The 20,306-nt window shown below is 70.4% G+C and carries 15 protein-coding genes; 4 read left to right on the forward strand and 11 right to left on the reverse strand.

Features of this window, described 5'->3' with window-relative positions; all coding sequences use genetic code 11:
* Positions 1 to 224: 224 nt before the first annotated feature.
* A complete protein-coding gene (locus OG736_RS41700) occupies positions 225 to 1,316 on the forward strand; it encodes a quinone oxidoreductase family protein (protein WP_327187101.1) in 1,092 nt (363 codons plus the stop codon).
* A gap of 471 nt (positions 1,317 to 1,787) precedes the next feature.
* Here OG736_RS41700 and OG736_RS41705 read toward each other — a convergent pair whose 3' ends face one another.
* Positions 1,788 to 3,017 (reverse strand): right-handed parallel beta-helix repeat-containing protein, encoded by a 1,230-nt coding sequence (locus OG736_RS41705; RefSeq protein ID WP_327187102.1) that lies wholly within the window; start codon positions 3,015 to 3,017, stop codon positions 1,788 to 1,790.
* Between the two features lie 152 nt (positions 3,018 to 3,169).
* Here OG736_RS41705 and OG736_RS41710 point away from each other — a divergent pair, with 152 nt between their 5' ends.
* Complete coding sequence (locus OG736_RS41710) at positions 3,170 to 3,310, forward strand: hypothetical protein (RefSeq protein ID WP_327187103.1); 141 nt, start codon at positions 3,170 to 3,172, stop codon at positions 3,308 to 3,310.
* Positions 3,311 to 3,458: 148 nt separating this feature from the next.
* Here the strand turns inward: OG736_RS41710 and OG736_RS41715 are convergent, their stop codons facing one another.
* The 3 genes from OG736_RS41715 to OG736_RS41725 all read right to left on the reverse strand — a co-directional run bounded on the left by OG736_RS41715 (position 3,459) and on the right by OG736_RS41725 (position 9,326).
* Complete coding sequence (locus OG736_RS41715; RefSeq protein ID WP_327187104.1) at positions 3,459 to 5,153, reverse strand: carboxylesterase/lipase family protein; 1,695 nt, start codon at positions 5,151 to 5,153, stop codon at positions 3,459 to 3,461.
* A 475-nt stretch (positions 5,154 to 5,628) separates the two neighbouring features.
* On the reverse strand, positions 5,629 to 7,644 hold the full coding sequence (locus tag OG736_RS41720; RefSeq protein ID WP_327187105.1) for a glycoside hydrolase: 2,016 nt from the start codon (positions 7,642 to 7,644) through the stop codon (positions 5,629 to 5,631).
* Between the two features lie 47 nt (positions 7,645 to 7,691).
* Positions 7,692 to 9,326, reverse strand: a complete 1,635-nt coding sequence (locus OG736_RS41725) for a glycoside hydrolase family 43 protein (RefSeq protein ID WP_327187858.1) — start codon at positions 9,324 to 9,326, stop codon at positions 7,692 to 7,694.
* 465 nt (positions 9,327 to 9,791) lie between these two features.
* Here OG736_RS41725 and OG736_RS41730 point away from each other — a divergent pair, with 465 nt between their 5' ends.
* Together OG736_RS41730 and OG736_RS41735 are read left to right on the forward strand one after the other, a co-directional pair.
* Entirely contained in the window at positions 9,792 to 11,438 is a 1,647-nt protein-coding gene (locus OG736_RS41730; RefSeq protein ID WP_327187106.1) for a glycoside hydrolase family 27 protein, read from the forward strand.
* 461 nt (positions 11,439 to 11,899) lie between these two features.
* Positions 11,900 to 12,610, forward strand: coding sequence for a phosphatase PAP2 family protein (locus OG736_RS41735; protein WP_327187107.1), 711 nt, complete (start codon positions 11,900 to 11,902; stop codon positions 12,608 to 12,610).
* 22 nt (positions 12,611 to 12,632) lie between these two features.
* Here the strand turns inward: OG736_RS41735 and OG736_RS41740 are convergent, their stop codons facing one another.
* The 7 genes from OG736_RS41740 to OG736_RS41770 are packed head-to-tail and all read right to left on the reverse strand — an operon-like array spanning position 12,633 to position 20,306.
* Entirely contained in the window at positions 12,633 to 13,967 is a 1,335-nt protein-coding gene (locus OG736_RS41740) for a glutamate-1-semialdehyde 2,1-aminomutase (protein ID WP_327187108.1), read from the reverse strand.
* Between the two features lie 17 nt (positions 13,968 to 13,984).
* Positions 13,985 to 14,536 (reverse strand): dTDP-4-dehydrorhamnose 3,5-epimerase family protein, encoded by a 552-nt coding sequence (locus tag OG736_RS41745; protein ID WP_327187109.1) that lies wholly within the window; start codon positions 14,534 to 14,536, stop codon positions 13,985 to 13,987.
* Complete coding sequence (locus OG736_RS41750) at positions 14,533 to 15,774, reverse strand: polysaccharide pyruvyl transferase family protein (protein WP_327187110.1); 1,242 nt, start codon at positions 15,772 to 15,774, stop codon at positions 14,533 to 14,535. Before OG736_RS41750 ends, OG736_RS41745 begins: the two co-directional genes overlap by 4 nt.
* On the reverse strand, positions 15,771 to 16,718 hold the full coding sequence (locus OG736_RS41755; protein ID WP_327187111.1) for a glycosyltransferase family 2 protein: 948 nt from the start codon (positions 16,716 to 16,718) through the stop codon (positions 15,771 to 15,773). Before OG736_RS41755 ends, OG736_RS41750 begins: the two co-directional genes overlap by 4 nt.
* Positions 16,715 to 18,013: an MATE family efflux transporter gene (locus OG736_RS41760; protein ID WP_327187112.1), complete on the reverse strand. Its 1,299-nt coding sequence runs from the start codon at positions 18,011 to 18,013 to the stop codon at positions 16,715 to 16,717. The genes OG736_RS41755 and OG736_RS41760 overlap by 4 nt, the downstream gene beginning before the upstream one ends.
* Positions 18,010 to 19,284, reverse strand: coding sequence for a DUF4910 domain-containing protein (locus OG736_RS41765; protein WP_442817137.1), 1,275 nt, complete (start codon positions 19,282 to 19,284; stop codon positions 18,010 to 18,012). The genes OG736_RS41760 and OG736_RS41765 overlap by 4 nt, the downstream gene beginning before the upstream one ends.
* Positions 19,281 to 20,306 carry an NAD-dependent epimerase/dehydratase family protein gene (locus OG736_RS41770; protein WP_327187114.1) on the reverse strand — a complete coding sequence of 342 codons (1,026 nt, stop codon included), beginning with the start codon at positions 20,304 to 20,306 and terminating at the stop codon, positions 19,281 to 19,283. The genes OG736_RS41765 and OG736_RS41770 overlap by 4 nt, the downstream gene beginning before the upstream one ends.

Raw genomic sequence — 20,306 nt, forward strand, 5'->3', positions numbered from 1 at the left:
TGGAAGCTACATACGCAGAGTGGTACGGGTTTTATGAGGCTGCTGTTGCCTGGTGGTCATGCAGCTTCACCGCCGACCTGCGCACGGTCTGTGCGGGGACGGCGCGGATTCGCGGCGTGCTCGCGGATCTGCCCCACGGCCGACTGCCGGCTGCCGACGTGGTCGCGTCGGGAGTGCCGAGCGTCGGGTGCGTCGGCGGACTCGGTCCCCTGATCTGAAGGAACGTGACAGTGGTACAGACCATGATGGCGGTCCGCCTGTTCGAGCACGGCGGCCCCGAGGTGCTCCAGTACGTCGAGACGCCGATTCCCGAGGTCGGACCGGACGAGGTCTTGATGCGCGTGCACGCCACGGCCGTCAACAGCTGGGACCTGCGCTACCGCTCGGGCAACCTGCCGCAGCCTCTCCCGGGCCGCCCGCCGTGGCCCCTGCCCTTCCAGCTCGGCCGGGACGCGGCCGGTGAGATCGTCGCCACCGGCGAGAACGTCACCCGCTGGCGCCCCGGCGACAGGGCGGTACAGCTCCCGCACCCCCCGTGCCGCAACTGCGCCCTGTGCCTACGCGGACTCGAAAACCTGTGCATCGACACCGCCTACCCAGGACACCAGGTCTTCGGCGGATACGCCCAGTACGTCGCCCGCCGCCAGGACGCCATCCTGCCCATCCCCGACGGCGTCGACTACGAGACAGCCGCAGCCACCATGTGGACCTACACCACCCCCCTCAACTGCGCGCGCCAAGCACCCGTCGGCCCCGGCGACACCGTGGTCATCACCGGCGCCAGCGGCGGAATGGCCATCGCCTGCGCACAACTGGCAAAACTGAGCGGAGCCACCGTCATCGGCACCACCACCAAGGCGGACCACGACGAAACGCTCACCCGACTCGGCTACGACCACATCGTGCACTCCACCGATCCCCGACTGCCCGCACAGGTACGGGAACTGACCCACGGCCTGGGCGCCGACGCCGTCTGGGACTGCGTCGGCGGCAACGACTTCTTCCAGCTCTCCCTCGCCTGCACACGACTCGGCGCCACCGTCATCGTCCTGGGCACACCGACCGACCAGGGATCCCGCCTCGAACTCGACGCACTCGCCCTCATCGGCCAGCAGGTCAAAATCGCCAGCGTCCGCGGCGCCACCCTGCGCGACCAACAACTGTGCCTTCAGCTGCTGGCAGACAAAAAGATCACCCCGACCATCGACCGCGCCTACCCCCTCGAACAAGCCGCCGAAGCCCACACCTACCTCGAAAGCCACCGACAGACCGGCAAAGTACTCCTCCTGCCCCAACACCCCGGAGCCGATCACTGACGAGGTGAAGGCGGCAGAATCCTGCCAGAGGTCGGTGGGACCGCTGTGGTCGTCCACTTGTAGGCGTCCCGCTCGGTGACCGGGAGCTTGTCGACCCACCCCGGATCCGCGGGCCGGGGAGCCGGCTCACAGCGGGTGATGTTTCCTTGGACAGCGACGCCCAAGCCGCCATGTGCCCTCGGGGTACTCCGCTGTCGTCCGATGACGTCGGCGTCGGCCCGTCACGATCGTTCCCCGGGGCAGCCGTGTGCACCGAGGCGTCGAGGTGGTCGATGGTGCGGGTGACCAAGGGCTGGGCGGCGTTCACCGGGCGAGCGGATCCGGCGCCCCTCCCGCCTCCACGACCCAAGGGTCCCTGCCCACGACCAGGGAAAGTTCCAGGTCGTGGACAGCGGACACGGAACGGTCGACGTCGTGACCTGACGACGACCGTCCCGTCAGGGCTTTCGGGAAGCCGTCCGGGCGTGCCGCTCAGAACCGTGCGCCGACGTCCGCGCCGTTGCCGGGCCGCAGGAAGGTGGAGGACGGGATGGCGCCGACGGCTGTCCTGGGGCCGGTGATCGTACTCGCGTCGGTGCCGGCCAACGACCAGCTGCCGCCGAGGTTCCAGGAGTTGCCGCTGCCGGTGGAGGTCGAGCCCAGCGAGGCGTCGGTGCCGTTGTCGGTCGCGAGGTTCTTCGTGAGCGTGCTGGAGGAACGGTCGAAGCCGAACCCGGTCTTCGTGTTGCGCCACGCGGTGCAGTGGTCGATCTTCATCGCGCCCGGGTTGCTGTTGTCGACGAAGCCGCCGGCGGAGTTGTCCCAGGCCATGCTGTTGCGCACGGTGTGGTTGGCGGCCACGCCGTTGCCGCCCATCTTGAACCCGTTGCCGTCGCCCCGGTAGTCGGGCAGGTTCCACCGGTTGAAGCCATTGCCCCAGGCGAGGGTGTTCTCGACGAGGATCGGCGAGTTGTCGAACATCCAGAGGTCCAGGCCGTCGTCGGCGTTGTTCCACAGCCGGGCGCCGCGCACCACGTTGCCGCTGCCGGAGCCTTCCTTGACGGCCAGGCCGTCGGCACTCTCGCCGTTCTTGCGCGGGTCGCGGTTGCCGTAACTGTCCAGGTTCAGGATCTGGTTGTTGCCGGAGGACCCCTGGAGATGGAATCCGGACTCGTAGTTGTCGCGGGTGACCAGGCGCTCGAAGACGTTGGAGCTGGTGTCCACGCCGAACACGCCGTAGGCGCCGTGGATGATCTCCAGGCCTGCCAGCCGCCAGTACTCACCCTCGATATGGACTGCGCCGCGCTCGGGACGCGGGATGGTCGAGCCCACCGCGCCCGGCGTGTACGGCATGTTCTCGCCGTCGATGACCACGCGCTCGCTGCCGTAGCTGCGCAGGGTGATGGGCTGGCTTGCCGTGCCGCTCTTCAGCAGCTGGATGTTCGTGCTCGGTGCGTACGTTCCGCCCCGTACCTGGATCGTGGCCCCTGCCTGGGCCAGGTCCACCGCGCGCTGGATCGTCTTCAACGGGGCTGCGAGCGTCCCCGGGCTGCTGTCACTGCCGCTGATTGCCACGTAGAGGTCGGTCGCCCGCAGCTGACTGCCTCCCTCGACGGCACGCTGCGCGGGAGCGGCGTGCGCACCGGCACCTGAGGACAGGACGAGGAGTCCGGCCAGGAGTCCGGAGAGACCGGTGGACAGGGTGCTGGGTTTCAGGCGCATGGGTCGTCTCCTGGATGTGGCGGCGCACGGGTGGCAGCAAGCGCTTGCTGCGGCGACGCTAGGAGTCTCGCTCTGGGCACGTCAATAGATACGTACGTGATCCATGTTCGCATTCATGAACATGGACGGCTGGCGTGGCTTGATTGCGTGGCGTGAGGGGCCCGGCCGGCCGGGGGGATGCCTACGACGTTGCTTCCACCCGCGAGGTACGGATGTGCCAGGGCGGCCGGGAGATCCTGCGGATCGAGGGCTGCCTCTTCCCGGCGACGTATCCGCTGGACGAGGGGCACTGAGGGCGACCCGGCAAGGCAGAAGCCCATCAGGAGCGCTTCAGGAGCCCTTCACGGCGCGCCGCCGAGCGGCCGGACGGCGGCGACCCCGTCCTCACCGAAGCACGCGACAGTGGCACGCGGCCGCCGCTGACCTTGTGACCCGGCAGGATCAGTAGGACGTCGTCCGGGACTTCAGATAGTCCTTCAGGAAGGCGTACTTGGCGTCGCTGTCGGCCGCCGGGAGGGTCGCGAAGTGGTCACCGAGTTCCATGGAGAGCGGCTTCGTCGTGCGCAGGGCGGGCCAGGCGGGCAGCGAACGGCCGTTGGGGTTGCCGGTGGCCACGAAGTTCGCCACGTACGAGGATGTGGTGTCGGCGATCGCGTGGTCTGCGTCGGTCCAGGGGCGGTCGGTGCCGTAGAGGTTGCCGAAGAGGTAGTACTTCTCCGCACCGTGGTAGGCCCCCGCGCCGTTCGCGGGCTCGATCGGGTTGGTGGTGTCGGAGCCCGGAGGGACGCGGGTCCACCAGTAGTTGTAGATCGGACTGCGGTTCCCGGCGGTGTCGCGGAACTGGGTGCCCCACAGGTAGGTCGAGACGCGTTCCTCGTCCCGTGCGTAGTTGTTGTACTGCGCGGCAGCCTCCGTGTCGGTGCTCGCCGGGTAGAGCGCCAGGAAATCCGCCGCCCGGTCGCCGAAGGTGGTGTCCGCGTACGCCTGGTACTGGGCGACGGTCATCGCGAGGGTCGGTGAGGCGCCGTTCTCGTCCTTGTTGTTGCCGGTCAGGACCGGCACGTCTGCCTCGGCTCCGGACTCCATGGCGTCGGTGTAGGTGGTCGGCAGGACATGGCCGTCCAGGACGTTGCCGAAATCGGTGCCGGTGGCCGGCGCGCCGGGCGCGTACACCTTCGTCACGATCTCGTCCGCGGTCAGCGCTCGCAGGTCCGCCGCCGAGGACGCTCCCATGTAGTCGGCAAACGCGGTGCCGTTGGCCTCGGCCACCGCCAGCGTGTCGTAGCCGCCCGCCACCCGGCCGAGCGCCGGGTCCTTGGTGTACTGCACGCCGGCCGCGAGCAGCGCCCGGTGGTACAGGCCCCGGGCCAGCCGCGAGATCATCAGGATGTTGACGAACGACGAGCCGTGAGACCAGCCGGCGATGGTCACCCGGTCCGGGTCGCCGCCGAACGCGGCGATGTTGCTCCGGATCCATTCCAGTGCCGCGACCGTGTCCAGCACGCCCCAGTTGCCGGAGCCGCCGTGTCCGCCCTCCACGCTCAGTTCGGGGTGGGCGAGGTTGCCGAAGGCGCCCACGCGGTGGTTGTAGGTGACGACGACCGCGCCCTTGGCTGCCAGGTTGGCGCCGTCGTAGACCGGCTGTGAGGCCCACATGGCGGAGTTGCGGCCGCCGTAGATCCACACGAACACCGGGCGGCGCTCACTCGAACCGACCGCGCCCGTCCAGATGTTGAGGTTCAGGCAGTCCTCGCTCAGCGGCGGCACCTTGTCTGCTGTGATGCCGGTGACCGGCTGGGGGCAGGCGGCGCCCCAGGCCTCGGCGGCACGTACGCCCTTCCAGGACGGCGCGGGCCGCGGCGCGCGCCAGCGGTTCTCGCCGGCCGTCGAGGCCGCGTAGGGGATGCCCTTGTAGACGGTGATCCCGTCCAGGGCGGCCGGGACACCGGTCACCAGGCCGGACCGGGTACGCACCGGACGATCGGCGGCGGCGTGGGAGGCGGCCGACGCGGGCTCGGCCGTCAGGCCGCCCAGCAGCGTGGCGCCGGCCGCGGCGCCGACGGCGCTCCCGAGGAAACCGCGGCGGCCGATGCCCTCGGTGTCGTGGTCGGGATGGGGGACGTCTATCGGACTCACAGGGGCTCCCTGTCGGAATGGCGGAGCGGACGTCTCAGGTGCACGGCTCGGCGTCCGTCCCGCCTGCGGTGGGGTCGCCTCATGCTGTTGGCGTTCAACAACCGAAACAAGCGGTGTCACTCGGACTCACAGCTTCCGCAGCGCACCCTCAAGTTGCACCCCGTGGGATTGACAGCGCCCGGCTCTGCCCGGCGAACGGCTCGCCGACGACGTGGTCCGGGTCGCCGAGCGGATCCGCACCGCCGCCGCAGCCCCGCACCGCCGCCACCTGTGTCGCCACTGTGCCGAACGGTGCCGCCACGTACATGGCGGACGCCATGAGTTACGACCGGATCACCTGTGAAGTCCCTCCCTCCTCTGTGGTCCTGTGATCGGCCCCCACCCCGGGACGCCGACTGCAGCCGACTTCCAGGATCACGGTCGGCGGTGCGCGTGGGGAGCGCTCCCTCGGAAGCGCTCCCCACGGATCGGTCGGTCAGCAGGTCGAGTTGGTCTGGGTCAGGAGGCCGAGCCGCCAGGGGAGGAGGTTGTAGTCGCCGCCCGCGCTGGGATTCAGGCCCTGGTAGAGGTACTGGAGCCGGCAGGCCGGAATGGTGAGTGTCTGGTCGTAGCCCGCGCGGATCATCTCGCCGTGGCTGATGTCCCGGGTCCAGGCGCCCGCGGGGAAGCTGACGTTGTTCGCCCGGGCGAAGGGATTGCTCTCGGATGCGGCGAGCTGCGTCCAGGAGCCGGCGAGACCGGCGGCGGTCCAGGAACGGAAGTAGCGGCGTCCGTCGGAACCGATGGCCTCGACGAGGAGCAGATACTGGTTGCTGCCTTGCACCTTGTACACATTGCTCGCTTCGAACAACGCGTTCTTCGAGTCCTGCAGTGCGATGACCGTGTTCGTGAAGCCGTTGGGGAACTGGCCGACGGTCGTCTGCGAGCGGTACAGGTGTCCGTTGTCGTCGGAGGAGAACAGGTAGCAGTTGGCGCTGTCGCAGATCACCCACATGTCGACCCAGTAGCCGTTGCCGATGTTCTGCCGGATGATGTCCGGCATCGACGAGTAGAAGTTGCGCGGGGCGCTCCACCCGTTGGGGTTGCTGATGTCGGGGTTGGTGGAGTACGAGGCGTTGCCGGTCTGGTAGACGAGGTACCACAGGCGTTGCGGCGCGTTGTAGAACACCTGTGGCGCGGCGCGGTAGCCGGCGCCGATGGCGGTGCGGTCCAGGTAGTGGTGGGTGGCCGAGCCGGCCTGGGACCAGTCGCTGAAGTTCAGGTAGACCAGGTTGTAGCCGGAGGAGCTCGCGGTACTGGCGAACACGTGGTACTTGCCGTTGTAGTGGACGACCGTGGGGTCCTTGATACCGGCGATGTTGTGGGTCGAGTCGGACTTCGGCGCGATCAGCTGGCCGCTGGAGCTCCACGAGTAACTGCTGGGCAGGGCCCGCGCGTCGGGGGTGCTGCGCGTGGTGGCGGGCGTGCCGCCCAGCGTGGTGAGCACCGTGTTGTACGCCGACTTCTTGTTGCCGTTGCGGTCGAACAGCAGGGGGTTCTCACTGCTGCGCCAGGAGTCGCTGTCGCGGATGCCCCAGACCGTGATGCCGGTGCAGCGCGCGACGTTCATGCAGGCCCTGACCGTGTTCCCGTACGCGGTCGGTGACGCCTGCGCGATGTCCAGTTCGGTGATCTGGACGTCCACGCCGAGGGCGGCGAAGCTCGACAGCGTCGTCTGGAAGCTGCCGGGGGGACCGCCGGCGCCGAAGTGGGCCTGGAGGCCGACGCAGTCGATGGGTACACCGCGTGCCTTGAAGTCGCGCACCATGCGGTAGACGCCCTGGGTCTTGGCGGCGTTCCAGTCCTCGATGTTGTAGTCGTTGTAGCAGAGCTTGGCCGCCGGGTCGGCCGTCCGGGCCGTGCGGAACGCCTGCTCCAGGAAGCCGTCGCCCAGCACGTCCCGGAAGACCGAGCTGCGGAGCTGGCCGCTGGAACCGTCGGCGAAGGCCTCGTTGACCACGTCCCAGGAGTGGATCCGGCCCTTGTAGTGGTTCATCACGGTGGTGATGTGGTTGTTCATCACGCCGCGCAGGGTGTTGGCGTCCCTGATCGAGCTGACCCAGCCGGGCAGTTGGGAGTGCCACACCAGGGTGTGGCCTCGCATGCGCTGACCGTGGGACGTCGCGCGGTTGACGATCTGGTCGCCAGGACCGAAGTTGAACGAGCCGCGGGACGCCTCGATCGTGTCCCACTTCATCTCGTTCTCGGGCGTGACCGAGTTGAACTCTCGGTCCAGGATGCCGGTGTACGTTCCGTCGCCGAGCCGGCCTGCGGCCACGGCGGTTCCGAAGTACCGTCCGGACTGGGCCGCCTGGGCGCCCAGGGTGGAGGCCCGTACGGTGTCGGGCGTGTCGGGCACGCCGGTCGCGGTCCCGGGTGTCGCCAGGACGGTCGCGGCCAGCAGGCCCAGGACCGAGGCGCGGCGACAGCCGAGCCGTTTCAGCGGGTTCATGGTTCTCCTCGGGGTGGGGGGTTGCGTGGTGCGATCGGTGGACCTCTTCAGGGCGTGGTCAGCTCGAACCGTGTGAAGCGGACCGCGCCGCCGAGCGCCTGGGTGGCGTGGTTGAAGAGGGCGAATCGGTAGCCCATGAAGAACCGCCAGTCGTTGCCCAGGGAGAAGGCCGGGCCGAGGCGGGTGAAGGTGGTGCCGTCGGTGCTGTAGGAGAAGGCGCCGAGGCGTCCGGTGCCGGGACGGATGTCCGCGCTCGCGCGCAGCCAGACACGGCTGCCCGGGACGGCAGCGCTCGCGACCTCGGTGCCGGTGCCCGTGGTGTTCCAGTTGGTGTCCATGGTCAGCCCGTTGACCATGGACACCCGCGTCCCGGCGCCGTCGCGCTTGACGCCGATCCACGCGGAGGAGTCACGCAGCAGCGCGAGTCCGGCCCGGTCGCCGTTGTGCATCTCGGTGTGGTCGAGCTGGACCGTGGCGGTGGAGGTGGGGCCCTGGATGCGGTGCGTGAGCGTGTTGCGCGCCCAGTAGAGGTCGTCGGTGACGGTCGCGGTGCGCAGGGTCAGGCCGTTGTTCACCGACCATCGGGTGTTGTCCGGGTTGTGGTTCCACTCCCATCTCGGCTTGAGGGCTGCGCCGTCGAAGGTGTCGACGCCGGTCATGGGGGTGACCCGGCGGGGCGGAGGGGGCACGGTCGGGCCGGGATACGAGGTGCCCCACGCGCCGTTGACGAGTTGCACGACCGGCCAGCCGTCCGCGGTCCAGGTGACCGGCGCCAGGGCGGGCATCCGGCCACCGGGGTACGCGTCGACGAAGGCCAGGTAGTACCAGGCGCCGCTCTGCGTCTGCACCAGCCCGCCCTGGTGGGGGACTCCACCACCGGCGATCGGCCCGGGCAGGTCGAGGAGGACCTGCCGCATCGTGTAGGGACCGAAGGGGCCGCTCGACGATTTCAGGATGTACTGGCCGTTCGCGGGGCGGGTCAGGAAGATGTAGTACTGCCCGTTGATCTTGTAGAAGCGGGAGCCCTCGAGGGTGCCGACGCTCGACGGGGCGGTGAACACCTGCTGCGTGCGGACCTGGTTGCGGCCGTCGGGCGAGAGCTGGGCCACGCTGATCGTGGTGTTCCCGTACGCCACGTACAGGGTGTCGTCACTGTCGACGAGCAGTCCCGCGTCGTAGTAGGGCGTGCTGATCGTCGTGAGCCGGTTCCACGGCCCCTCGGCGGCCGTCGCCGTGTAGACGTACGTCCTGGCGAAGTCGATCTGGCCGAGCCAGTAGAACGTCCTGTTGCTCGGCCGATAGGCCAGCGACGACGCCCAGACGCCCCGGACGTAGCCGCGGGCACCGTTCAGGTCGTACTTGGCGCCGAAGTCGAGCACGGGCACCGAGTGGCCGGCGATCTCCCAGTTGACCAGGTCGTACGACCGCAGGACGGGCGCGCCCGGCGAGTAGTGCATGGTCGAGGCCGAGGCGTAGAAGGTGTCACCGACGCGGATGACGTCGATGTCCGCGAAGTCCTGCCAGATCACCGGGTTCGTGAAGGCCGCCGCGGCAGCGAGGGCCGGCCCTCGGGGGGAGGCGGTGCCGTGGGCCGCTGTCGGAGGAAGCAGGGCACCGGCGGCCAGGCCGGTGGCGGTCGTCAGTGCGCGGCGACGGGACAGGATCTGATGAGTCCATGACATCTGCACGGGTGGCGTTCTCCTTCTGCGGCCCGTCCGTTGGGGGGAGTTGCCCGGAGGCGCCCTGCTGGTTCGCGCCAGCGGCTGCTCTGTATACGGGATCTCGAACAAGGATCGGCTTGTCGAGCATTCTGGATGATAGGAGGCCGGTGAATCCCGTCAATACCCCGCGCATGAATCGTCGGAAGCTTCGAAACATTCGAAGCTTTTGATTCGACGCCACTGCAGGCCAATTGCCCGGATGGTGCAGATGCGCCACCTTGCGCGGGTCTGTATGGCCAGATCGTGGAGGCGGTTCGGCGATGGGGTTGACATGTTCGATCGCCTCCCTAGTATCCGTGAGGCCTTCAGTTTCCGAATGGCTAACGAAATTTCGAACCGACCTTCTCTTCTGTGCGGTGTCATGGACGTGACATGGATCTTCATGTCGCCCGCCCATGGCGCCCCTTCCGGGAAAGCGAGCACTTGGTGCCCAGACGATCAGGCGGACGACTGCTCCACCTCCTCGCGGCGGCCGCGTTGACGGTCACCGCGGCCGTGACGGCTTCCGCTCCCTCCACCGCCGCGGCCGCGCCCGGCAGCCCGGCGCTCACGCCACCACTGGGCTGGAACAGCTGGAACAGCTTCGGATGCGGGATCACAGAAGCGCAGGTCCGCCAGGCCGCCGACGCGATGGCGTCCTCGGGCATGCGCGACGCCGGCTACCGGTACGTGGTGGTCGACGACTGCTGGTTCGACCCGCAGCGCGACGCGGCGGGCAACCTGCGGGCCAACGCGACCAAGTTCCCGAGCGGGATGAAGGCGCTCGGGGACTACATACACGGCAAGGGCCTGAAGTTCGGGATCTACCAGGTGCCGGGCGAACGCACCTGCGCGCAGACCAGCGGCGCCTATCCCGGGTCGACGGGCAGCAGGGGGCACGAGGCCCAGGACGCCGCCACGTTCGCCTCGTGGGGGGTCGACTACCTCAAGTACGACTGGTGCTCCTCCAGCGGCACCCGCGACGAGCAGGTCGCGCGGTTCACGCTCATGCGCGACGCACTGCGCGCCACCGGGCGGCCGATCGTCTACAGCATCAACCCCAACAGCTTCCACGCCATCACCGGCGCCACGTACAACTGGGGCGAGGTCGCCGACCTGTGGCGGACGACCGAGGACCTGCTCGACATCTGGCAGAACGGCAACACCAACAGCTATCCGATGGGCGTCGGCAACGTCCTGGACATCACCGCGCCGCTGGCTGCGCAGTCGGGTCCCGGACACTGGAACGACCCGGACATGCTGGTCGTGGGCCGTCCCGGCCTGTCACTGACCGAGTCCCGCTCCCACTTCGCTCTCTGGGCGCTGCTGGGTGCCCCGCTCATGGCCGGCAACGACATCCGCACCATGTCCGCCGACGTGAGCGCGATCCTGCGCAACCCGCGTCTGCTGGCGGTGAACCAGGATCAGCTGGGCGCGGGAGGGCGCAGGGTGCGCGACGACGGCAGTGCCGAGGTGTTCGCCAAGCAGATGTCCGACGGTTCGGTCGCGGTGGGCCTGTTCAACCGGGGAGGCAGCACTGCGACGGTCACCACCACTGCGGCGCAAGTCGGCCTGTCCGGCAGCCCGTTCACTCTCACCGACCTGTGGACCGGCGGCACGTCGAGCACGTCCGGGCAGATCTCGGCGAGCGTCCCCGCGCACGGCGCGGCCGTGTTCCGGGTGGGTGGTGGCAGCCCGCTGGCCGCCACCACCTCGCGGCTGCGCGGCAACGCGTCCGGCCGCTGTCTGGACGTGGACAACGCCTCCACCGCTGCCGGGGCCACGGCGCTGCTCTGGGACTGCCATACGGCAGCCAACCAGCTGTGGACCACGTGGGCCGGCGGCGAGATCCGCGTCTTCGGCGACAAGTGCCTGGACGCCTACGAACAGGGCACCGCCAACGGCACCCGGGTCATCACCTGGCCCTGCAACGGCCAGGACAACCAGAAGTGGACCGTCGGCTCCGACGGCTCGATCCGCAACGTCCACGCCGGGCTGTGCCTCGACGTCGACCGGGCCGGCACCACCAACGCGACCCCGCTGGTCCTGTGGAGCTGCAACGGCCAGGCCGGCCAGAAGTGGACCCGGGTGTGAGCAACCGCGGCTTCGGAAGGGGAGATTCATGATGATGAGGACACGATTCCTCCGCCGCCCCGAGCTCCGGTTGCGGCATGGCGCCCTGAGGAGCGGAACGCACACGATCCGGAGCGGCGGCAGTTAGGGTGACAGGCGGCGACTGATTCCATCGTCCTTGACCAGGGCGACGGACAGGCCGACGAGTTCGGCCCAGCAGCGCGCACCCCGTAGATCTGACGATCCGGCCAGGTCGGCGGGCGGCAGCGGGCAGTGCTCGGGGACGGGGCGTCGCGGTGGCGGCTGGTGACATGGGGGCGGCCCCGACGGGAGGGCGACGTGCGGCGCATCTGCCGGATGGACAGCGACGGTGTGCGGCGGGTGGTGCACGTGCTCGTCGGCCCGGGCGGTGGGGGCCGCGACGAGGGCTTGGAACAGGGGAGACAGAAAGCCGTTGCAGGTCGACCGGCCGCGGTGGCCGTGTGACCGGCCGTCCGGCGTCCGCGGTGCTGCCCCCCATGCTGCGCGGGTGGCTCGGGCTGATCGGGGCCCTCGCCGCGCTGGTGGTCGTCGCGGTCGGGGTCCTGTACGCCGGCCACAGCCAGCCCGGCAGGGTGGACAGGTGGATCATCCGGCCGACGGCGGACAGCGTGCGGCCGCCGTGGCGGCACGTCGCTCTGGCCACGGACTTCCTGGGAGAACCCGCCGGAGCGGCGATGCTGGTCGTGGCCGCCGTTACGGGCTGCCTGCTGCTTCGGCGTCCTCGCGCAGCGGTGCTCTTCGTGGCCGGGGTCGGCATGGCCGTGGTGACGGCGACGCTGCTCAAGTCCCTGGTGGGACGCACCATCCACGGCGAAGGCAACCTGTCCTACCCGAGCGGGCACACCGCCTTCCTCACCGCGCTCGCCCTCGTGGTGGCGCTGCTCACGACCGGCCGGCTCGGCCTCGGCAGGACGGCGGGCACGGTGCTCGTGCTCGCCGCGGCGCTGGTCGCCGGCGCCGCCATGGGCTGGGCGCAGGTCGCCCTGGGCGCGCACTACCCGACCGACGTCCTGGGGGGCTGGTGCACCGCGCTGGCGGTGGTGCCGGCGACCGCGTGGCTGATCGACCGTACCGCCGACCGGCTGAGCGACAGGCCGGCCGACCGGCCTGTCGACCCGATGGCCGACGCCGGTCGGCGGGAGCGTCGCTGATGTCACGTCATGTCACACTGCGTCACACCAAGCGGCGGAATACGGGTTTCACCGGTCGTCCGGCCAGCCAGGGAGTGGGGTCGGCGGCGTCCAGCGCCTTCCGGTACACCGCACATGCCTGGGCCACCACGTCGACGGTGCGATCGATGTCGGCGTCGTCGAGCGCGCTGCTCACCACGAACGACGGGGCCAGCACCCCGCCCGCGAGGAGCCGGCGCAGGAACAGGGTGCGGTACTGCTGCGACGGCTGCCCGTGCTCGTCGAGGGTGGCGAAGACCAGGTTGCTCGGCCGGCCCCGGACGACGATGTGGTCGCCCACTCCCATACCGGCCGCGACGTCGCGGACACCGGCGGCCAACCGCTCGCCGAGGGCGTGCAGCCGCGCGGTGACGCCCTCCTCGACGTAGGTGGTCTGCACGGCCATCGCGGCTGCCAGGGAGTGCGTTTCGGCACCGTGCGTGGTGGACAGCAGGAACACCCGGTCGCCGGAGTGACGCAGCCCGCCCAGCTCCATCAGATCGCGGCGCCCGGCCAGCGCGGAGACGGCGAATCCGTTGCCCAGCGCCTTGCCGAACGTGGAGAGGTCGGGGACGACGCCGTACAGGCCCTGGGCGCCCGCCTCGGACCAGCGGAAACCGGTGATCATCTCATCGAAGATCAGTACGCAGCCGTGCCGGTCGGCCAGCTCGCGCAGGCCGGTGAGGTAGCCGGGCGGCGGCTCGGTGTGGGTGGCCGGTTCGAGGATCAGACAGGCGACCTCGTCCTGGTACCGGGTGAGCAGTTCCTCCGTGGCGGCCAGATCCCCGTAAGGGAACGCCACGGTGAGCTCGTTGGTCGCCGCCGGAATGCCGGCGGACATCGGTGTGGTGCCGATGAACCAGTCGTCGACGGAGAAGAACGGATGGTCGGCGCAGAGGGCCACCCGCGGGCGCCCGGTGGCGGCGCGGGCGAGGCGCACCGCGGCGGTGGTGGCGTCGGAGCCGTTCTTCGCGAACTTCACCATCTCGGCGGTCGGCACCGTGGCCAGGAAGCGCTCCGCGGCTTCGACCTCCATGATGGACGGCCGGACGAAGTTGCTGCCGCGGTCTAGTTCGCGTCGCACCGCCTCGATGACGCGTGGGTGGGCGTGGCCGAGGCTGACCGACCGCAGGCCGGAGCCGTACTCGATGTAGCGGTTGCCGTCGATGTCCCACACGTGGGCGCCGTGGCCGTGGCTGATGACCGGGGCCAGGTTCTCGGGGTACTGGTCGTCGCCCTTGGCGTAGGTGTGCGCGCCCCCGGGGATCAGGGCGTGCAGCCGCTCGTTCGCCGTCCGCGACCGGGGCAGGAGGAGCTCTGCGGTGTGTTGGGTGTCCACGCCGACCTCAACTTTCTTTACGTTTCTCTGTGCTTCAGGACCTCGGCGAGGCTCGGCGCCTCCCGGTCCCGCTGGGACATCGAAGTGACCGGCAGCGGCCAGGGAATGGCGAGCTCCGGGTCGTCGAAGGCGATCGTCACGTCCTCGGCCGGATCGTGCGGGCGGTCGATCCGGTACGAGGTGTCGGTGGTCTCGGTCAGCGCCTGGAAGCCGTGCGCGCACCCCGCCGGGATGTACAGGGTCACCTGCGTGTCGCCGGACAGCTCGAACCAGGCCCGGTTGCGATACGTCGGCGAGTCCGGCCGCAGGTCCACGACGACGTCGAAGATCCTCCCGTACGAGCACCGCACCAGCTTGGCCTCGCCGGCGCCGGAGCGCAGGTGCAGACCGCGCAGCACGCCCCGGACCGAGCGGGACAGGCTGTCCTGGACGAAGGCGTCCGGGTCGATGCCCACCGAGCGGACCACGTCGGCGTCGAAGGTGCGGCAGAAGAAGCCGCGTTCGTCGGCGTACGGCGTCGGCTCGAAGAGGTACGCGCCGAGGATCTCCGGGACTTCGGTCGCCTTCATGACGCCTTCCGTAAGGTGGGGGTGTGGTCGGTCGCAGGGAACAGGGCCGCGGTCAAGGAGTCGAACTGGCGCTCGAGTTGCCGGGAGACGGCCAGGTTCCGCTCGGCGAGGGTCCTCCGCAGCTCGGCCGAACGCTTCTCCAGCGCGCGGAACTGTTCGAGCAGCCGGTCGGCGTCGACCTCGCGTGCCGGGTGGCAGTACGCGCCGAGGCCCATCTCCGTCATGAGCGAGTCGCTCTTCGCCGCGTAGCAGAGAGCGAGCACCGGAGTTCCGGTCTTCAGCGCGCAGATCAGGTTGTGGTAACGGATCGCCACCACGGTGTCGGCGGCCGCCATCTCCTTCATCAGGTCGGCCAGTGAGGCCGGCTCGGCAGCGGTGACCAGCGCGGAGTCCACCGCGTCGAGGATCGCGGCGACCACCGACGCGTCGCACTCGTCACCGGTGAGCAGCCGGACAGCCCTGCCCTCCTCGACCAGCGCGCGGACGAACCGGATCGTCCCGTCGAGGTAGCGCCGGTATATCTCATCGGCCCGGGCACGGTCGTCGTTGCCGCCGTGGAAGTCCATGACGCCGACGCAGACCGGGCCCGACGGGTCCGACGGGTCCAAGGGCGCGCCCGCCCGTGGCGTCGGCAGGGCGAACGCGAGGTCCGGGTGGACCTCGTCGCGCGCGGTGTCCACGCCCATCGCCCGCATCGCGTCGCGGGACTGCGCGTCCCGGTACGACCGGTATGCGGCCAGGCGCGCCGACCAGCGCACCAGAGCCCGGGTCGGCCGGTCGCCGATCGTCGCGGCGCCGACGCCGACCAGCGCCACCCGCGTGCGCAGCAGCCGGCCACTCGCGCAGAGCAGGAACAGCGAGTACGGGAAGCCCCAGGGCCGCAGCGGCAGTGTCGCCTCCAGGACGCCCATGCCCGGCACGATCACCACGTCGTGCCGGCGTACCCAGGCAGCGGTGCGGAAGACGTCGACGAGTTTGCCCAGACCCTTCGCCGCGATCGCGCCCGCCCGCGACGCGGTGCGGTACTCCCCGCGGTACCAGTGCAGCCGCGTCGCGGGGATCCCGAACCGGGTCGTCACGGCCTCGGGTCCGCCGCACAGCGCGTCCACGACCGCATCCGGGTGCGCGGTGCGGAGGTACCCGAGCACGGCTTCGAGCGATCCGTCGTTGCCGAGGTTGCCGGAGCCGAGCAGGCCGAACACCCCCACGCGCACCGGGGCCCCGCCCGCGGCCGTCATGTCAGCCTCCCCTCACGACCGGCGACGAGCGCGTCGACGGAGACCGTGAGCAGGGCCGGATCGACCGGGGCGCGGTCCTCGATCCGCTCACCGGCGCCCGGCCGGACCCGGCTGGTCATCCAAGCGGCCAGGTGGCGGTAGCACGCGCGCCGGTCGGCAGGGGACAACGGCGCCCGCCGGATCGCCGAGGCGAAGCCCCAGACGTACTCGGCGAGCAGCCGGGGCGTCGGGTGCAGCGGGCCCGCCCGGCGCGGGTCCAGGTTGACGCACCGGGAGCGCTTGGAAGGGTTCGCACGCTCGGCGCGGGTGGGGTGGTCGCGGCGGAAGTACAGCAGCTCCGGCACCTGGTGGAAGGGCCCGTGCAGAGTGATCTCGGCGACGTACGTGCGGTCCGCGTGGTGGTAGCTGTCCATCGGTTTCACCCGGCGCAGCACGTCGGCCCGCATCACCCCGTAGAAGTCGTCGCCACCCGGCTCGAACAACAGACTGCGGAAGCGCTCCGGCGCGTGCGGAGAGTCGGTGGCGAGCCCGTACTCGTAGGGGACCGTCACCTGGCCGTCGCCGTCGATGACCGCCTGGCCGGTGTGCGCGAGGATCATGTCCGGGCGCTCGTCCAGCGCCTGAACGCATTGCCGCAGCAGGTCCCGGCCGTACAGGTCGTCGTGCGAGGCCCACTTGAACAGTTCACCGCGGGACTCGGCGAGCACATGGTTGTGGTTCGGCGTGGCGCCGATGTTCCGGGGCAGCCGGAGGTACCGGATGCGCGAGTCCCGAGCGGCGTACTTGCGGCAGATCTCCTGCGTCCCGTCGGTCGAGGCGTTGTCGGATACGACCAGCTCGAAGTCCTCGTAGGTCTGGCCGAGCAGGGCGTCGAGCGACTCGGCCAGGTACTCCTCGCCGTTGTACACGGGCAGTCCGATGCTCAGCCTGGGTCGGTCGGTCATGAGGTCCTCACTTCGGGGATGGGATCGCGGTGGCGCTCGCGCAGGGCGGACCGCAGTTGCAGCCACCACACGGCAGAGCTGCTGACGGTCGCGGCGGCGACGCCCCAGGCCGAACCGACCGTGTCGGCGGCGGCCGCCCCGCCGAGCCCGCCGCCGACATAGCAGGCGGAGGCGAACAGCTGGCAGCGCAGGCTGCGCCGGGCCGCGCCGAGCGCGCGCAGCCCGGCCGCCGCGCCGGTGCCGAGGCCCGCGCCCGCGACGCCGAGGGTGATCGGCACGATGAGCTCCGAGGCGGAGTGCCAGACATCGCCGAGCGCCAGCTCGCCGAGCCGGCCGGGCATCAGCAGCAGCGCCGCGCCCCAGAGCAGTGCGCCGGCGGCCTGCCCCCCGCCGAGGAGGAGGCAGAATCGGCCCAGTTGATGCGGGGCCTGCCGCAGCACCCGTGCCGCCTCCGGGACGGTGACGAGCGAAAGCCCCATGAGCACCGCCAGGAACGGACCGAGCAGGAGCTCGGCGCCCCGCACCGCACCCACCGCGCCGATCCCGACGATCGCGCCGAGCCCGTACGCCCGCAGCTGGCTCGCACCACTGAGGCTGACGTTCTCGACCAGGTACCGGTAGCCGAGATCGCGCTGCTCGCGCAGCCACCCGCGCGCCTCGGTCGTCCGGGGCCGGATGCCGGACTGGATGTAGCCGTACCCCGCCGCCACCGTTGCGGACGCGCCCCAGGCGAGCACGAAAGCGGCCACGCTGCCCACGTGGGCCGCCACCACCAGGGCCGGGACGAGCGCGACACCCCACACGACGTCGTTGACGAACGCCTTCCGCCCGGCGCCGGCGGCGAAGAACGAGAACCGCCAGGCGTCCTGGAGCAGCAGCCCCGGCAACATGACACCAAGGGCGGCGAACGCGGGCCCCAGGCGGCCGCCGAGGCCGAGCCCGGCCACCAGGCACACCGCGCCGATGGCCGCACCGACGCCGAGTGCGGTACCCGTCGACCGGGCCACCGCCCCGCGCCAGGACGCCTCCGGCACGCCGCTGAAGCGGACCACGAGCGGATCGGTGGCCAGCCCGCGGGAGACGTTGAGCACCACGCCGTACGTCACCCAGGCGAGGCTGAACACGCCGAACGCGGTCACCCCCAGTGAGCGGGCCACGTAGATACCCACGGCGAAGTTGCTCACGCTGGAGGCCGCCTGGTCGGCCAGTCCCCAGGACAGCCGACCGGCGAGGGCCCGCCTGGCGGATCCGGCCGGTGACGTCGTTTTCTCCCCCTCGGTGGTCATCGGCGTCATGCCTTGATCAGCCCGGCGCCGTGCAGGGCGTCGGCCGCGGCGGCGACGGCGCTGAACGGCAGCCCGGACCGCTCCGCGACGTCCAGCAGACTGTGCTCGCCGTCGGAGAGGTTGAGCACCCAGAGCATGGCCATCTGGGCCTGCTTGGTGTCGCTGCGGCCGCCGAGCGCGTCGTACAACCCGCGCCGGCCCAACTGCGGCTCGCCGTAGGGGCTGAGATTGACGTACCGCCGGTTGCGGTCGAGGACGGCGAATGCCTCGCGGCACAGAGCGAGCGTGTCCGCCATCGCCGCCGGGGAGACGAAGTCCAGGTTGTCCGCCGAGGTGTGGTACTCGGGGTAGCCGGCGTACGGGGTCCGGCTGAGCGAGCCCACGCCGAGATCGAACCCGGGCGAGCAGAACTGCCGCTCGTCGTAGCCGTACGGAGTGAACTCGGTGATGTGGTGCGGGCGTTCGGAGGCGGGCAGCACGTGTCGCATCACGCGGTCGATCTCCGCGTCGCCGCGCCTGCTCTGCTTGTACGTCAGCCGGCCCGGGTCGCCGGCGCAGGCCAGCACAAGGCCGTGCTTGACCCGTTCGACCCGCTCCGCGTTGCGGGCGAGCCAGGTGACAGCCCCGATGGTGCCGGGCGCGAAGATGAACCGGTAGGTGTAGTACGGCGTCTGCTCGGCCAGCGCCCGGGCCAGGAAGGTCGCCACCGCGATGCCGGCCAGGTTGTCGTTGGCCAGCGAGGGGTGGCAGACGTGGCAGGAGACGATCACCTCGTCGGGGACCTGCCCGGGGACCACGTGCTCGGCGTAGGTGAGGTGGCCGTCCGCGAGGGTGGAGTCGATGCGCACCTCGTAGTCGCCGTCCGGCAGCGCGTCCAAGGTCTCCTGGGCCAGGCAGAATCCCCAGTCCGGCTTGTAGTAGCTGGTGCGGTACGGCACCCAGGCCGGGTGGTCCGGCAGGGTGTGCAGATGTCCACGCAGCTCGGCCAGCGGCATGGTCGCCGACACCGGCACGCTGTAGCCGAGCACGTGCAGGCTGGACGCGGCGAAGTCGACGACCCGGTGGCCGGTGGTGTCGGCGACGTAGGCGTCGCGGATGTTCCACTCCTGCGGCACCGTCCAGTCGAGCACCTGAGTCCCGGTCGGCACCTCGTGCACCTGCAGCGGGACGTACTCGTCGACGATCTCCAGGGTGGCGCGCACACCGTCGCCGGTGATGCTCCGGCACAGCGGGTACAGCCGCTCCACCAGCTCGTACATCTCTTCGCCGGCCACGGTCATCCGCGCCACCGCAGGGTGTCGTCGACGGCGCCGGCTTCGGACGCCGCGCGCAGCACGGCCAGCCGGGTGAAGCGTCGCTCGAAGTCCTCCCGGGTCAGCCCGAACTTCTGGTAGGCGTCGGCGAGTTCGAGCGCGCCCTGCTTCACCGTCCACTCGCAGTCGAAGCCGGGGATCGCGGCGCGGAACCGGGAGAAGTCCACCCGGTACGACCGCGGATCGGCACCGTTCTCCCCGGTGATCACCACCTTCGCGCCGGACACCGCCTCGGCGACCTGGTCGGCGATCTCCGCGACCGTGACGTTGTTGATCTCGCTGCCGATGTTGAACGCCCGGTCGTGCACCGCTTCGCGCGGCGCGGTCAGCGCGGCCGTGAAGGCGCGTGCGATGTCGGCGGCGTGCACCAGCGGGCGCCAGGGGGTGCCGTCGGAGAGCACCAACACCTCGCCGGACAGGAGCGCGTGGCCGACCAGGTTGTTCAGCACGATGTCGGCCCGCAGCCGGGGCGAGTAGCCGAAGGCGGTGGCGTTGCGCATGAACACCGGGGTGAAGTCGCCGTCGGCCAGCGCGTGCAGGTCGTCCTCCACCCGCACCTTCGACTCCGCGTACGGCGTCACCGGGCGCAGCGGGGCGTCCTCGGTCACCAGGTCGTCGCCGCCGGAGGCGCCGTAGACCGAGCAGGTCGACGCGTACAGGAAGCGCCGCACTCCGGCGTCGCGGGCCAGCCGGGCCAGCCGCACGGACGCATGGTGGTTGATGTCGTAGGTGAGCTCCGGCGCCAGCGATCCCAGCGGGTCGTTGGACAGCGCGGCCAGGTGGATCACGGCGTCCACCCCTGCCACGTGCTCGGCCGTGACGTCGCGCAGGTCCACCCGATGCCCCGGCGGGTCCTCGGGCGCCGGGCCAAGGACGCAGTCGGCGAACAGGCCGGCGTCAAGGCCGACGACCTCGTGCCCGGCGGCCGCGAGGACCGGGGCCATCACGGTGCCCAGGTAGCCCTGGTGTCCGGTGAGCAGTACGCGCAA

The organism is Streptomyces sp. NBC_01334, from assembly GCF_035983595.1.
In the GTDB taxonomy this organism is placed as follows: domain Bacteria; phylum Actinomycetota; class Actinomycetes; order Streptomycetales; family Streptomycetaceae; genus Streptomyces; species Streptomyces coriariae.